General features: G+C 63.3%; 15 protein-coding genes. 11 read left to right on the top strand and 4 right to left on the bottom strand.

The genetic code is table 11. The features are described 5' to 3' along the window. Nucleotides 1-463 precede the first annotated feature (463 nt). A complete protein-coding gene (locus ABGT73_RS02785) occupies nucleotides 464-1,954 on the top strand; it encodes a DUF1846 domain-containing protein (RefSeq protein ID WP_346668318.1) in 1,491 nt (496 codons plus the stop codon). Nucleotides 1,955-1,971: 17 nt separating this feature from the next. Further along, nucleotides 1,972-2,529 carry an isochorismatase family cysteine hydrolase gene (locus ABGT73_RS02780; protein ID WP_346668317.1) on the top strand — a complete coding sequence of 186 codons (558 nt, stop codon included), beginning with the start codon at nucleotides 1,972-1,974 and terminating at the stop codon, nucleotides 2,527-2,529. A 73-nt stretch (nucleotides 2,530-2,602) separates the two neighbouring features. On the opposite strand, the gene ABGT73_RS02775 is transcribed toward ABGT73_RS02780, so the two are convergent. The 4 genes from ABGT73_RS02775 to ABGT73_RS02760 are packed head-to-tail and all read right to left on the bottom strand — an operon-like array spanning nucleotide 2,603 to nucleotide 4,820. Further along, nucleotides 2,603-3,004 carry a VanZ family protein gene (locus ABGT73_RS02775; protein WP_346668316.1) on the bottom strand — a complete coding sequence of 134 codons (402 nt, stop codon included), beginning with the start codon at nucleotides 3,002-3,004 and terminating at the stop codon, nucleotides 2,603-2,605. Between the two features lie 23 nt (nucleotides 3,005-3,027). Beyond that, the gene (locus tag ABGT73_RS02770) at nucleotides 3,028-3,360 is read right to left on the bottom strand and encodes an SCP2 sterol-binding domain-containing protein (protein ID WP_346668315.1); all 333 of its coding nucleotides are present in this window, start codon (nucleotides 3,358-3,360) and stop codon (nucleotides 3,028-3,030) included. A gap of 55 nt (nucleotides 3,361-3,415) precedes the next feature. Further along, nucleotides 3,416-3,892, bottom strand: coding sequence for a YbaK/EbsC family protein (locus tag ABGT73_RS02765; RefSeq protein WP_346668314.1), 477 nt, complete (start codon nucleotides 3,890-3,892; stop codon nucleotides 3,416-3,418). A 43-nt stretch (nucleotides 3,893-3,935) separates the two neighbouring features. Continuing rightward, complete coding sequence (locus tag ABGT73_RS02760; protein WP_346668313.1) at nucleotides 3,936-4,820, bottom strand: NAD(P)H-hydrate dehydratase; 885 nt, start codon at nucleotides 4,818-4,820, stop codon at nucleotides 3,936-3,938. A gap of 94 nt (nucleotides 4,821-4,914) precedes the next feature. Between ABGT73_RS02760 and ABGT73_RS02755 the strand changes: the two genes are divergently transcribed. From ABGT73_RS02755 to ABGT73_RS02715, 9 genes are all read left to right on the top strand, one after another. After that, nucleotides 4,915-5,646, top strand: coding sequence for an NAD-dependent protein deacylase (locus ABGT73_RS02755; protein ID WP_346668312.1), 732 nt, complete (start codon nucleotides 4,915-4,917; stop codon nucleotides 5,644-5,646). 120 nt (nucleotides 5,647-5,766) lie between these two features. Further along, on the top strand, nucleotides 5,767-6,609 hold the full coding sequence (locus ABGT73_RS02750) for an HAD hydrolase-like protein (RefSeq protein WP_346668311.1): 843 nt from the start codon (nucleotides 5,767-5,769) through the stop codon (nucleotides 6,607-6,609). A gap of 101 nt (nucleotides 6,610-6,710) precedes the next feature. Further along, nucleotides 6,711-7,823, top strand: a complete 1,113-nt coding sequence (locus ABGT73_RS02745) for a prephenate dehydratase domain-containing protein (protein WP_346668310.1) — start codon at nucleotides 6,711-6,713, stop codon at nucleotides 7,821-7,823. Nucleotides 7,824-7,841: 18 nt separating this feature from the next. Beyond that, a complete protein-coding gene (aroB, locus tag ABGT73_RS02740; RefSeq protein ID WP_346668309.1) occupies nucleotides 7,842-8,867 on the top strand; it encodes a 3-dehydroquinate synthase in 1,026 nt (341 codons plus the stop codon). A 60-nt stretch (nucleotides 8,868-8,927) separates the two neighbouring features. Continuing rightward, entirely contained in the window at nucleotides 8,928-10,058 is a 1,131-nt protein-coding gene (gene aroC, locus ABGT73_RS02735) for a chorismate synthase (protein WP_346668308.1), read from the top strand. 6 nt (nucleotides 10,059-10,064) lie between these two features. After that, complete coding sequence (locus ABGT73_RS02730) at nucleotides 10,065-11,324, top strand: shikimate kinase (RefSeq protein WP_346668307.1); 1,260 nt, start codon at nucleotides 10,065-10,067, stop codon at nucleotides 11,322-11,324. A 34-nt stretch (nucleotides 11,325-11,358) separates the two neighbouring features. Further along, a complete protein-coding gene (gene aroF / locus ABGT73_RS02725; RefSeq protein WP_346668306.1) occupies nucleotides 11,359-12,375 on the top strand; it encodes a 3-deoxy-7-phosphoheptulonate synthase in 1,017 nt (338 codons plus the stop codon). Nucleotides 12,376-12,377: 2 nt separating this feature from the next. Next, nucleotides 12,378-13,661 (top strand): 3-phosphoshikimate 1-carboxyvinyltransferase, encoded by a 1,284-nt coding sequence (gene aroA / locus ABGT73_RS02720; protein WP_346668305.1) that lies wholly within the window; start codon nucleotides 12,378-12,380, stop codon nucleotides 13,659-13,661. 17 nt (nucleotides 13,662-13,678) lie between these two features. Further along, entirely contained in the window at nucleotides 13,679-14,533 is an 855-nt protein-coding gene (locus ABGT73_RS02715) for a prephenate dehydrogenase (RefSeq protein WP_346668304.1), read from the top strand. The last annotated feature ends 30 nt before the right edge of the window (nucleotides 14,534-14,563 follow it).

Below are 14,563 nucleotides of genomic sequence, written 5' to 3'. Positions count from 1 at the left end.
TCACTATCATACATCCCAAACGCCCCATCGGATAGTCATGGATGTTCTCTTTACTGTATTTTTGTTCACTTTTTTCTCATTCTTTCCGGCAAATGCCAGGGCTGCCTTTTGGCCGCCGGCCGCCCGGATATGGTCGGTCAGTCTTTTCGCGGACGGCCGGACCACAGGCGGACGGGGTTCTTTGCATCCACCGGGACAACCTGACCGGCAGCCGGATTTCCCGGCAAGATCGGCATCGCGGATCACCACTATCTTTTCGTGTGGTTGGAGGCACTGCCATCCGTTTTCCCGGCAGAAATGGCGTCCGGGAATTCATGTGGGGGCCACACTGGTTTTGACCGGTTTGCGACTTTTCTTTTTTCTGCATTGCACCGCATATCCCGGGTATGGTATACTGAAACGTGTGTAAGAAGGGCGGAACACAGGGTTACGCCCATGAGTATAGGAAAAGAAAAGAGTGACTATGAAAAAAGGCTTTGACAATGAGCGGTATCTGGCCATGCAGTCGGCCCGCATCCGGGAACGGATCGCCCAGTTCGACAACAAACTGTATCTGGAATTTGGCGGCAAACTGTTTGACGACTACCATGCTTCCCGCGTTCTGCCGGGATTTCAGCCCGACTCCAAGCTGCAGATGCTGCTGCAGCTGAAAGACCAGGCGGAGATCGTGATCGTCATCAGTGCCGAGGACATTATCAGCAGCAAACTGCGGGGGGATTACGGCATTCCCTATGACATGGATGTGCTGCGGCTGCACGACGCCTTCCAGGAGGCGGGTCTGATGGTGGGCAGCGTCTGTATAACAATGTACACCCCCGCCCCCGAGGTGGAGGCCTTCGAGAACCGGCTGCACGGGCTGGGCATCCGCACCTTCCGCCATTACAAAATCCCCGGCTATCCCAACGACGTGGCCCGCATCGTCAGCGACGAGGGCTACGGCAGGAACGACTACATCGAGACCGGGCGTCCTCTGGTGGTCATCACGGCGCCGGGGCCGGGCAGCGGCAAGATGGCGGTCTGTCTGTCCCAGCTCTACCACGAGCACAAGCATGGCGTCAAGGCCGGGTATGCCAAGTTCGAGACCTTCCCCATCTGGAATCTGCCGCTGAAGCACCCGGTGAACCTGGCCTACGAGGCCGCCACCGCCGATCTCAACGACGTGAACATGATCGATCCCTTCCACCTGGAAGCCTACGGGGAGACCGCCGTGAACTACAACCGGGATATTGAGATTTTCCCGGTGCTGCACGCCATGTTCGAGATGATCTCCGGCACCAGCCCCTACCGCTCCCCCACCGATATGGGGGTCAACATGGCGGGGCACTGCATCGTGGACGACGAGGTCTGCCGCGAGGCTTCCCGCAAGGAGATCCTGCGCCGCTATTTCAAATGTCTGTGCGATCAGAAGGTGGGCGGCACCCTCAAGGAGGAGCGGTTCAAGCTGGAACTGCTGCTCAACCAGGCCGGCCTTACGGTGGGCAGCCGGGCGGTGGAACGCCAGGCCCATGCCCGCTCGGAAGCCACCGGCGGCCTGCCCGCCGCGGCCATCGAACTGCCGGACGGAGTCATCGTCACCGGCAAGACCGGCTCCCTGCTGGGCGCGGCCTCCTCGGCACTGCTCAACGCCCTGAAACATCTGGCCGGCATCGACGACAAGGTAGAACTGGTTTCGGCCCGGGCCATCGCCCCCATCCAGACGCTGAAAACCACCTACCTGGGCAGCAAGAATCCCCGGCTGCATACCGATGAACTGCTGATCGCGCTGTCCGGCTCGGCGTCCGACAATCCCGACGCTGCCGCGGCGCTGGCCCAGCTGCCCCAGCTGAAGGGCTGCGATATCCACTCCACGGTGATTCTGTCCAGCGTGGACAGCGACACGCTGCACAAACTGGGCATGTATCTGACCTGCGATCCCGTCTATGAGGAGGAGGACCGCAAATACCACAAGAAGTAACCTGCAAGGAGGCCGCTATGAAACTGCTGATCGTTGTGGACATGCAGAAGGATTTTATTGACGGGACGCTGGGCACCCCCGAGGCCCAGACCATTCTGGACAATGTGGTGGACAAGATTGCCGCCTATCCGCCGGAATCGGTCTATGTCACCCGGGACACCCACACCCCCGACTATCTCAACAGCTGCGAGGGACGGCATCTGCCGGTGGTGCACTGTGTTGAGGGCACGCCCGGCCATTCCCTCAACCCCCGAATTGCCCAGGCCCTGACGGCGGTGCCTGCCGATCACATCTTTGACAAGCCCACCTTCGGTTCCATGGAACTGGCCGAACGGCTGCGCCCCCTGGCCCGGGAAAACGAGCTGGTGGAGATCGAACTGGTAGGCCTTTGCACCGGCATCTGTGTGCTGTCCAACGCCATCCTGCTCAAAGCGGCCCTGCCCGAGGCGGAACTCTCGGTGGACGCCGCCTGCTGCGCCTGTGTATCGCCCCAGTCCCACGACACCGCCCTCCAGGCCATGAAGCTCTGCCATATCACGGTGGAGAACGAGGGAAAAGAGCCCTGGCGGCACTGACTTTTTCTAAAAAATACAGCGGAGCGGATTCTCCTGAACCGGGAGAGTCCGCTCCGCCTTTCTTTTTATACTGTTATCCCAACAGCAGCACCGCACCGCTGCCCAGCAGGGTGCCCAGGGCATTGAGGCCCACATCCAGCCAGGAGAAGTGCCGCCCCGGCACCATCCGCTTGGTGGCCTCATCGCCCCAGCACCAGAGAAGCTGTACCATGCCCGCCGGGAGCAGTCCTGCCCCGCAGCTTGCCGATTGCAGCGCCAGACCGACCAGCACCGCCAGCCCGGCAAAGAGCACCGGGTGTGCTGTCTTGCGCAGCAGCCTGTTGAGGGATTCCGTCTTAATGCCGGGCAGCAGGCTGTGCAATTCCTCCGCCAGTTCCCGGCTGGTGCGGCTGGTCCCGGGGCCCGGCTGATGGGAGAGCCAGGTCATCATCCCGAACCAGACCGCAGCCGCAGCACCCCACAGAACCGTGGTCATCGTTTTTCCGGCAGCGGCGGGCATCAGCCCCGGTGCGCCGCCAGGAAGGTCTTGATCTGCATGGCTTTGTCGATGCTGCCTTCCACCTTCAGCTTGCCCATGAGCACAGAAGCCACCGGGTCCGCCTTGCCCGCCGCCAGCTTGAAGAGCAGGTCGGCGGAACAGGTAAAGGCCGCGTCGCAGTCGTGGTATTCGTAGGGTTCAATGAACATCTTTCCGTCCCGTACTTCCACGTAGAAGGCACCGGCGCCCTCCCCCGTGATGTTGAACTGAAAGGCCAGATGTTCCCGGATATTGCTCACATCCGCGCTGCCGAACATGGTCCGTACTTTTTCCACCACTTCCTGATAGGTCATAACGTTCTCCTTTCCGCGCCGCCGGGGCGGGCGTTTGTTTTTATTTTCCCTTTGATTATTCTGCCTGCCAGTCCTTGCAGACATCCACCCAGTCCTTATAGCCTGAATACTGTTCCAGTTCGGGGATGGTCAGTTCAATGGCGCTGTTGCTGCTGCCGCAGGCCGGGAAGACCGTATCGAACCGCTTGAGTGAGACATCCAGATAGACCTCCACGCCGGGCTGCACCGCAAAGGGACAGACACCGCCCACCGCATGGCCGATGCGCCGGGCCGCCTCCTCCGGGGTGAGCATCTTGGCCTTGGTGGCGAACCGGGCCTTGTACTTATGATTATCGATGCGGGCATCCCCCGCCGCCACGATGAGCACCGGGGTATCCCCCACCGCGAAAGACAGCGTCTTGGCGATGCGGCAGGGCTCGCAGTGCAGCGCCTGGGCCGCCAGTTCTACCGTGGCGCTGGAGACCGGGAATTCCAGAACCCGGCCCTCCATGCCGAACTGTGCAAAATAGGCTTTTACCTTTTCAATGGACATAGTATGTACAACTTCCTCTCCCCTGTATACTTTCCGCTGCGGTTCAGCACTCCAGCTCGGTGAGCACCGCACCCAGATCCTCAAAGAGATCCTGGGGCAGCATGGCAGTTTTACTGCGCCGTGCGGCACAGTGGTCCGCCGCCGCGCCGTGGAGCCATACTGCCGTCAGAGCGACCTCCAGCGCGGTATGGCCCTGCCGCCAGCCCGCCGAGAGGATCCCGGCCATCATACCGGCCAGGATATCCCCGCTGCCGCCCTTCGCCAGCCCGGCGTTGCCGGTGGTGTTGCGCCACACCGGCTCCCCGGGCGCCGTGATCAGTGTGCCGCTGCCCTTGAGCACCGCCACACAGTGGTATTCGTCGGCCAGCTGCCGCACCGCCTGTTCCCGGTCGGCCTGGATCTCCCCCACCGTGGTGTCCAGCAGGCGGGCCGCCTCGCCGGGATGGGGCGTCAGGATCGTATGTTCGGGCAGCGGGCCGCGCAAAGTGCCCGCCGCCAGGGCGTTGAGGGCATCGGCATCCAGCACGGCCGCCGCCCAGGGCGCCTTTTTGCCCAGCAGGCCGCCGCAGATGGCCCCGGCGTTTTCTCCCAGCCCCGGGCCCGCCAGCAGCACGGTGTTCTTGTCGGCAAACCAGGCCCGCAGCGCGGCGGTATCCTGGGCGCGGATGCCGCCGGTGTTGTCGGTGCGGCATCCGCAGGGGCAACACTCCGGCGTGCGGGGCAAAACCAGCTGCAGCACCGGCTCGATGGCGGCCAGATAGACCAGCCCCGCGCCGCCCCGCAGCGCGCCCTCCACACAGAGCGCCGCGGCGCCGCGGTAGGCCATGCTGCCGGCCACTGCCAGCACACTGCCGAAACTGCCCTTGTTGGTGTCGGCGTCCCGCCGGGGCAGCAGCCCCCGCACCACGCTGCGTGTGATATCCTGCATCTTGCATCCCCCTTGTTTTGTATTATAATGAAAGCACAGGCTGCGTTTTTTCCATTATAATCCATCTGCGGCCAAAACGAAAGGGGAAGTTTGTATGGTTCCGGCTTTGGAAGCGATTCTGGCAAAATCCAAAAATCTGGTATTTTTCGGCGGGGCGGGCGTTTCCACCGAGAGCGGTATCCCGGATTTCCGTTCGGTGGACGGGCTCTATCACCAGAAATTCCGCTACCCGCCCGAGGTCATGCTCTCCCACAGCTTCTACGAGAGCCATACCGCGGAATTCTTTGATTTCTACCGCAGCAAACTCATTGTCCACGGCGCCAGGCCCAACGCCGCCCATCTGCGGCTGGCCAAGCTGGAACGGCAGGGCATCTGCAAGGCCGTGGTGACCCAGAACATCGACGGACTGCATCAGGCCGCCGGCAGCCGTACCGTCTACGAGCTGCACGGCTCCACCCTGCGCAACTACTGCACCCGCTGCGGCAAATTCTACCCCGTTTCCTTCATTGAGGAAGCCGCCGGCAAGGGCGACGGCATTCCCCGCTGCACCGAGTGCGGCGGCATCGTCAAGCCCGACGTGGTGCTCTACGAGGAAGGTCTGGATGAGCAGACGCTGGAAAACGCCGTGCACGCCATCGCGGCCGCCGATACCCTGATCGTGGGCGGCACCAGCCTGGCGGTCTACCCGGCGGCCGGTCTGCCGCGGTATTTCCGGGGCAACGATCTCGTGGTCATCAACAAGCAGCCCACCCCCGCCGACAGCATGGCAACGCTGGTGCTGAACCAGCCCATCGGGCAGGCCCTCAGCGAAGAGGCCGATTCCTGAATTTGTATTTTTGTACAAAAGCCGAATTATTTTCAAAAAAACCATTGCCAAGCACCGGGCGCTTTGTTATGATAGGTATGAATCAACTACGTTCCGGGAAGGTATTGGGGGGTTGGCATCATGGCGAACGCATTGACGGATTTTACCAAAAGACGTGAATTTTTGGTTTGTATGGATTCTGACGGCTGTGTGATGAACACCGTACAGATCAAACATACGACGGTCATGTGTCCCGAGCTCATCCGGGTGTTTGCACTGGAGGACTATGCCGACTTTGTCTCCGCCGCCTGGGAGGAGATCAACCTCCACACACTGACGCGGGGTATCTCCCGGTTCGAGAGCGTGGTGCTGGTCTTTGACCGGCTGAAAAACCGGGGCATCGAGATTCCCGGCAGCGAGGATATCGCCACCTGGGTCAATACCGCCACCGAACTTTCCACCGCCAGCCTGCAGCTGGAGATCAAGAAGACCGGCAGCCTGACGCTGCGCAAGCTGCTGGAGTGGAGCAACGCCTGCAACCGGCGCATCCAGGCACTGGAACCCACCTTTGAGCCCTTCCCCGGCGTGCAGGAGAGTCTGCGCCAGCTGCACACCGTGGCCGATCTGGCGGTGGTGAGCGCCGCCAACGAGAGCGCCATCGCCAGCGAGTGGAAGCGCTACGGCCTGGCCCAGCATGCCGACATCATCTTCGGCCAGGAGGTGGGCAGCAAGGCCAATTCCATTGCCACCATGCTGGCCTGCGGGTATGAGAGCCGCAAGGTCATGATGGTGGGCGACGCCATGGGCGATGCCCAGGCCGCCGCAGCCAACGGGGTTTCCTTTGTGCCGATCCTGCCGGGGCGCGAGGCCGAGAGCTGGCGCCGTCTGCAGGAGGAAGCGCTGCCCAAACTGCTTCACGGCACCTTCAGCCCTGAATACCAGGCCGAACTGCTGGCTGCGCTGCGCAGCGCCCTGCACGGCTGATCGGGTATCATTTTTCTTGCCGCCACTCTTGTGGTGGCTTTTTCTTTATGGTATACTGACTGTGTATATTCACCATTTCATGAGCAAAGGAGCCGTTTCCCATGGACCTGTTACAGCAAGCGCGCACCGAAATTGACGCCGTGGACGCCGAGATGGCCTCCCTCTTCGAGCGGCGGATGCGGGCGGTGGCCGACGTGGCACGCTACAAGGCCCAGACCGGCAAGCCGATTTTCGATGCCGTCCGCGAGGCGGCCGTCCTGGATAAAAACACAGCCCGTCTGCAGGATGAAACCCTGCGCCCCTACTACCGCACGTTTTTGCAGGAAGCGATGGCCGTCTCCCGCGCTTACCAGCGCGCCATGCTGGGCCGGGACACCGCCGCTTACCAGGGCGTGCAGGGGGCCTGGAGTCACATCGCCCTGCGGCGGCTGTTTCCTTTTTCCCGTACACTCTCCTTTGCCACCTGGGCGGAAGTCTTTGACGCCGTGCAGAATGGCGACGCCGAGTTCGGCGTGCTGCCCTTTGAGAATTCCAATGCCGGGGATGTTTCCACCGTGCTGGACCTGCTCTACACCCATCCCGGGCTGATCGTGGCCCGGATGTGCGACCTGCCCATCCGTCAGGATCTGCTGGGTGTGCCGGGGGCAACCCTGGCTGGGGTCCGCACCGTCATCAGCCATCCCCAGGCCCTGGCCCAGAGCAGCGTCTTCCTGCAGCAGCACGGCCTGACCACCCAGCCCTGGAGCAACACCGCCGACGCCGCGAAGCACATTGCCGAGCTCAAAGACCCGTCGGTGGCAGCCATCGCCAGTGCCGAGACGGCCGATTTGTACGGGCTGCAGATCCTGGCGGCGGGCGTCAACGCCGACGGCGACAACACCACCCGGTTCATCGTGATCGAGCGCGCCGAGCAGCCGCCCGTTATGACCGGGGAGGGCCAGCGGCTGGCGCTGCTCTTCACCGCCCGGCACAAACCGGGCCGGCTGGCGGCGGTACTGGACCAGATCGGCGCCCGCAGCTTCAATATGGAGTGCATCAAGAGCCGCCCGCTGCCCCATGTGCCCTTCCAATACTATTTCTACGTTCAGCTGGTCTGCCCCGCCGGCAGCACCCGCGCCGACTGCGAGGCGCTGCTGGACATTCTGCGCACCGACTGCAGCACGCTGCGGCTTGTGGGCGCCTTTACGCTGGATACGGCGGAAAACAATCGATGACAAAAGGACGTGCGAAGCATGAAACTGACGATGCAACTGAAAAGCCGCAGCTATGACATCATCCTGAAGGGGGGCTGCCTTGCCAACCTGCACCAGTTCACCAACGTGCAGAACCGCAAGGTGTTTGTACTGACCGATTCCGGCGTGCCCCGGCAGTATGCCGAGACCATCGCCGCCCAGTGCCCCCATTCCACCATCTACACCATTCCCCAGGGCGAAGGCAGCAAGTGCCTGAAGGTCTTCGGCCAGGTCCTGCAGGCCATGCTGGATTTCGATATGGACCGCAAGGACCTGCTGGTGGCCGTGGGCGGCGGTGTTGTGGGGGATCTGGGCGGTTTCTGCGCAGCCAGCTATATGCGCGGCATCGACTTCGTGAACTGCCCCACCACCGTGCTGGCCCAGGTGGATTCCTCCATCGGCGGCAAGACCGCCATCGACCTGGGGGAGACCAAGAACATCGTCGGCGCCTTCTGGCAGCCCAAGGTGGTGCTGGTGGACTTCGATACACTGGCCACCCTGCCCCGCCGCCATGTGGTCAACGGTCTGGCGGAAGCCCTCAAGACCGGCCTCATCGGCGACGCCCAGCTGTTCGCCCTGTTTGAGACCGAGCATCCCGAGGAACAGATCGAGCAGATCGTCTACCGCAGCCTGAAATTCAAGAAGAAGATCGTGGAGCAGGACGAGCGGGAAGGTAGCGTGCGCGCCTGCCTCAACTTCGGCCACACCATCGGCCACGGCATCGAGGCGGTGCGGGGCATCCGCGGCCGCCGCACCACCGGGCTGTACCACGGCGAGTGCGTGGCGCTGGGCATGCTGCCCATGATCGAGGACCCGGCCCTGGTAAAACGGGTGCGGGCCATCTACCGCACGCTGGGGCTGCCCACCCGCACCGGCGCCAACAAGGCGAAGGTGCTGGAGTATATGCAGCACGACAAGAAGACCCGGGGCGACCACATCACGGTCATCAAGTGCCCCGGCCTGGGCTGCTGGCGGGCCGACACCATCTCCACCTCCGAACTGCCCCGCCTGCTGGGCCTGGAATAAGTTTTTCCCGTCCGCTGCTCCGGCGGCGGACCAGTTTTTTCCCGGAAAGGACTCTGTCTGATGAAAAACACCTTTGGCAACGCGATCAGTCTGACCATATTCGGCGAGAGCCACGGCCCCGCCGTGGGCGCGGTGCTGGACGGTCTGGCCGCCGGTCTGCCGGTGGATGTGGCTGCCATCGCCGCCGCCATGGACCGCCGTCGTGCCCGCGGCGACGGCCTTTCCACCGCCCGCACCGAGGCCGACGCCGTGGAATTTCTGTCCGGCGTTTATGAAGGCCATACCACCGGCACCCCCATCGCGCTGATGATCCGCAACCTCAACACCCGCAGCGGTGACTATGCCAAAACGGCCGATCTGCTGCGCCCCGGTCACGCCGATTATACGGCCTACGCCAAGTACGAGGGCTTCCAGGATGCCCGGGGCGGCGGACATTTTTCCGGACGGCTCACCGCCGCTTCGGTGGCGGCCGGTGCCCTGTGTGAGAGCGTGCTGAAAAGTCTCGGCATCCGGGTGTACACCCACATTGCGGCCTGCGCGGGCATCGAGGATGCCCCCCTTTCCAGCGCCGCCGGGCTGGTCATGCCCGAGCCGGAGCCGGGCCATTTTGCGCTGCTGGATCCCTCCAGGGAAGCCGCCATGCAGGACGCCATCCGCGCCGCCGGCAGTGACCGGGACAGCGTGGGCGGCATCCTGGAGACCATCGTCACCGGGCTGCCCGCCGGCATCGGCGAGCCCTGGTTTGACAGCGTGGAGAGTGAGCTGGGCCACCTGATGTTTGCCATCCCCGCCTGCAAGGGGCTGGAGTTCGGCGCCGGGTTCCGCTTTGCCGGTATGCGCGGCAGCGAGGCCAACGACCCCTTCACCATGCGGGACGGCAAGATCGTCACCACCACCAACCGCAACGGTGGCATCAACGGCGGCATCACCAACGGCATGCCGCTGGTCTTCCGCACCGTCATCAAGCCCACCGCCAGCATCTATAAAGAGCAGCACACGGTGGACTATGTGGCACAAAAGGATGCCCTTTTGCAGATCAAGGGCCGCCACGATCCCTGCATCGTGCCCCGGGCGGCGGTGGTGCAGAATACCCTGACCGCCTTCGGGCTGCTGGACCTGTTTACCGTGCGCTACGGCACACTGGCCCAGAAGCACGGCCTGCCCACCTACAGTTCTGAGGAAAGGATGTGAACCGCTGTGGAACAAAAACTGTATGGTCTGATTGGTGCCAAGCTGGGACACAGCTATTCCAAGATCATTCATGAACAGCTGGCCGGCTACCGGTACGAACTGATTCCCCTGCCCACCGAGGCGGAGGCCCGCGCCTTCATGGAGAAGCGCGCCTTTGCGGCCATCAATGTGACCATTCCCTACAAACAGCTGGTCATCCCCTACTGCGATGTGCTGGACCCCAAGGCCAAGGCCATCGGGGCCGTCAACACCATCGTCAACCGGGATGGCAAGCTCTATGGCTACAACACCGATTACCTGGGCTTTTCCTATCTGGCCAAGGTGCATGGCGTGGATTTTGCCGACAAAACCGTGCTGATCCTCGGCACCGGCGGCACCCACTCCACCGTGGAGGCGGTCTGCCGGGACAGCGGCGCCAAAACCATCCTGTCGGCCAGCCGCACCGGCAAATTCGGTGCGCTGACCTACAACGAGGCCATGCGCCGCCGGGACGTGCAGATCATCGTCAACACCACCCCCTGCGGCATGTTCCCCAACGTGGGGCAGTGTATGCTGGACCCCACGGCCTTCCCCCAGCTGGAAGCGGTGCTGGATGTGGTCTACAATCCCTTCCGCACCGAACTGCTGCTGCGCGCCGAGGAGCACGGCATCAAGGCGGTGGGCGGCTTTGAGATGCTGGTGGCCCAGGCAGTGTATGCCGCCCAGCACTTTACCGGGCGGTTCTTTGCGGTGGACAGCGTGATTCCCACCGCCAGCCGCCGGCTGCAGCGGGAACTCTCCAACGTTTCGCTGATCGGCATGCCGGGCTGCGGCAAATCCACCGTGGGCGCCGCCCTTGCCAAGCGTCTGAACAAGACCTTCGTGGATCTGGACGAGGAGATCGAGCGCCGCACCGGCAACAATATCCCCGACATCTTCGCCCACGAGGGGGAGGAGGCCTTCCGCCGGTACGAGGCCGACATCCTGGCCGACGTGGCCAAGCACACCGGGCAGGTCATCGCCTGCGGCGGCGGCGTCATCAAGACCCACGCCAACGTCCACGCCCTGCGCCAGAACGGATGCGTGCTGTGGGTCCAGCGCCCCCTGGGCAAGCTGGCCACCGGCGGCCGTCCGCTGTCCCAGGGCGGCGCGGCCCTCAAGCAGCTGCAGGCCGAGCGCACACCGCTCTACCAGGCAGCCGCCCACGCCGTGCTGGACAATTCCGGCGCGCTGGCCGACACCGTGGAGGCCGCCGTGCGGCTGTTTGAAACAGACATTGCACTGTAAGGTAGTTTAAATTTGTGAGAAAGAGGTTTCCTTCATGATTATTTCCACCAAAAAGGGTACGCCGCAGGCGGAACTGGACCGCATTATTGAGAATTTTGAGAAGCAGGGCCTTTCGGTCACGCTGATCCGCGGCACCGACTATAACGTCTTCGGCCTCGTGGGCGACACCACCAAGATCGCCGAGAAGGACGTGCTGGCCAACCCCTGGGTCGAGAATGTGACCCGTGTTTCGGCCCCCTACAAGCGCGCCAACCGCCTGTTCCACCCCGAGGATACCGTCGTGGATGTGAACGGCATCAAGATCGGCGGCCACGCCCCCATCGCCGTGATGGCCGGCCCCTGCAGCGTGGAAGGCGAGGAGCACACCATCAAGATGGCCAAGCTGGTCAAGGAGGGCGGCGCCAACTTCCTGCGCGGCGGCGCCTACAAACCCCGCACCAGCCCCTACTCCTTCCAGGGGCTGGGCACCGAGGGCATCCTGGACCTGGTGAAGGCCCGGGAGGTCACCGGTCTGCCCATCGTCAGCGAGCTGATGGATGAGGCCCACATCGACGAGTTCGAGGAGTACGTGGACGTGGTGCAGATCGGCGCGCGCAACATGCAGAACTTCCAGCTGCTGAAGGCCGTCGGCAAGATGCACAAGCCGGTGCTGCTCAAGCGCGGCCTTGCCAACACCATCGAGGAATGGATCATGTCCGCCGAGTACATCATGGCCGGCGGCAACGAGAACGTCATCCTCTGCGAGCGGGGCATCCGCACCTTCGAGCGCGCCACCCGCAACACGCTGGACCTGTCTGCGGTGCCGGTGGTGAAGGAGAAGACCCACCTGCCCATCATCGTGGACCCCAGCCATGCCACCGGTGACTACAAGTATGTGGAAAGCATGGCCATCGCCGCCGTGGCGGCCGGTGCCGACGGTCTGGAGATCGAGGTGCACGACAATCCGCAGTGCGCCTGGAGCGACGGTGCCCAGTGCCTGAAACCCGACAAGTTCGCCGAGACCATCGCCATGTGCCGCAAGGTGGCCGCCGCCATCGGCCGGGAGATGTGAAAGTGGATGCCCGTCTGTACGTCAGCCGGCTGAGCGGTGCAGCCACTGTGCCGCCCAGCAAGAGCGCTGCCCACCGGGCGGTGCTCTGTGCGGCGCTGGCCGACGGCGTGAGCCACATCATCAACATCGAGTACAGCCAGGATATCCGGGCCACCCTTGGCGCCGCGGCCCAGCTGGGCGCCAAGATCCAGGAGGAGCCCCATTCCCTGACCATCACGGGGCGGGGCAACGCCAGCGGCTTTGTGACGGTGACTCGTCCGGTCTTCTGCAACGAGAGCGGCTCCACCCTGCGGTTCATGATCCCGCTGTTCAGCCTGACCGCCCAGAAGATCCATTTCACCGGCAGGGGGCGGCTGTTCGACCGGCCCCAGGCGGTCTACCAGATGCTGTTTGACCGGCAGGGGCTGCGCTTTGAGCAGTCCCCCGACGGCATCACGATTTTCGGGCGGCTGCGCCCCGGCGGCTTCACCCTGCCGGGGGATGTGTCCAGCCAGTTCATCAGCGGCCTGCTCTTTGCCGCCCCGCTGATGGAATCCGAGAGCACCATCGAGGTGCTGGCCCCCTACGAGAGCCGTTCCTACGTGGACCTGACCATCGGGGCCATGCAGCAGTTCGGCATCAAGGTGGCTTCCCGGGCGCGGAAGAACGGCAGCGTGCTCTACCGCATCCCCGCCCCCCAGCGATATACCGCCAGCGACTTTGCCGTGGAGGGTGACTACAGCCAGGCGGCCTTTCTGGCCGTGCTGGGCTGCGTGATCGGCGGCATCACCGTGACGGGCCTCAACCCCGCCAGCCAGCAGGGCGACAAGGTCATCCTGGAGATCCTGCAGCGGTGCGGCGGCAAGTTCAAAGCCGTGGAAGGCGGGTACAAATTCTCCCGCAGTCTGCTGCGCGCCACCGAGATCGACCTGGCGGACTGCCCCGACCTGGGGCCGGTGCTCTTCACGCTGGGCTGTTTCTGCAGCGGCGAGACGGTCATTCACAACGCCGGACGGCTGCGGCTGAAGGAGTCCGACCGCATCGAGGCCATGCAGACCGAGCTGCAGAAGATGGGCGCCCGCATCGAGGTGGACGGCGACGAGGTGCACATCACCGGCGTGGCCCTTCATGCCCCCAACGCGCCTCTTTCGGGCCACAACGATCATCGCATCGTCATGGCGCTGGCCGTGGCTGCCTGCGGTTCGGGGCTGCCCGCCCTCATCAGCGGCGCCGAGGCCGTCAACAAGAGCTGGCCCGCCTTCTGGGACACCCTGCGCGCCCTGGGTGCCAAAGTGGAATTTGACTAAAGTTTGGTCGTGATACTATGTTGGATAAAAGCAAAACCTATCTGATCGTGGGGCTGGGCCTGCTGGGCGGCAAATACGCCCAGGTGCTCAGCCAGAAAGGCTACCGTGTGACCGGCATCACCCACAGCCAGTCCACCCTGGACTACGCCCTGAGCCATGACTATATCTGTGCCGGCAAGACCGAAGATTTTGCCGACCTGGTCATCAAGGCGGACTGCGTGATCTTCGGGCTCTACCCCACCGTCCTGCTGGACTGGGTGCGGGAATACGGGGATCTTCTGCAGCCCGGCACGATGGTCACCGATGTTTCGGGCGTCAAGCGGGGCGTGGTGGAACCCATCCAGGAGATGCTGCCCGAGGGTGTGGAGTTCATCGCCAGCCATCCCATGGCCGGGCGGGAGACCAGCGGCATTGCCCACAGCGCCGAGGTGGATTTTGCCCCCGCCAACTTCATCATCACCCCCACCGCCCGCAACACCCAGGCCGGCATCGACTGGTGCCATGACCTGGCCGAGACGCTGGGCTTCAAGCGGATCAGCGAGCTAACCCCCGCCGAGCACGATCACATGATCGGCTATGTGAGCCAGCTCTGCCACGCCATCGCCGTGAGCCTGATGTGCGCTTCGGACAACTCGGAACTGGCCCGCTACACCGGCGATTCCTTCCGGGACCTGACCCGCATCGCCCGGATCAACGACAAGATGTGGGCGGAACTGTTCCTGTGGAACAAGGACAACCTGATCTCCGAGATCGACATGTTCACCAACACGCTGCTGGATATGCGCAAAAAGCTGGTGGAGGACGACCGGGAAGGCCTGGAGGAGATGTTCCGGCTATCCACCCAGAGGCGGGAAGCCTTTGACAAACGATAAATGATAAGCAACAGCCCCGTGTCCCAACGG

The sequence above is a fragment of the uncultured Subdoligranulum sp. genome, from assembly GCF_963931595.1.
Lineage (GTDB): Bacteria > Bacillota > Clostridia > Oscillospirales > Ruminococcaceae > Gemmiger.
This window is presented reverse-complemented; position numbering and strand designations above follow the sequence as displayed.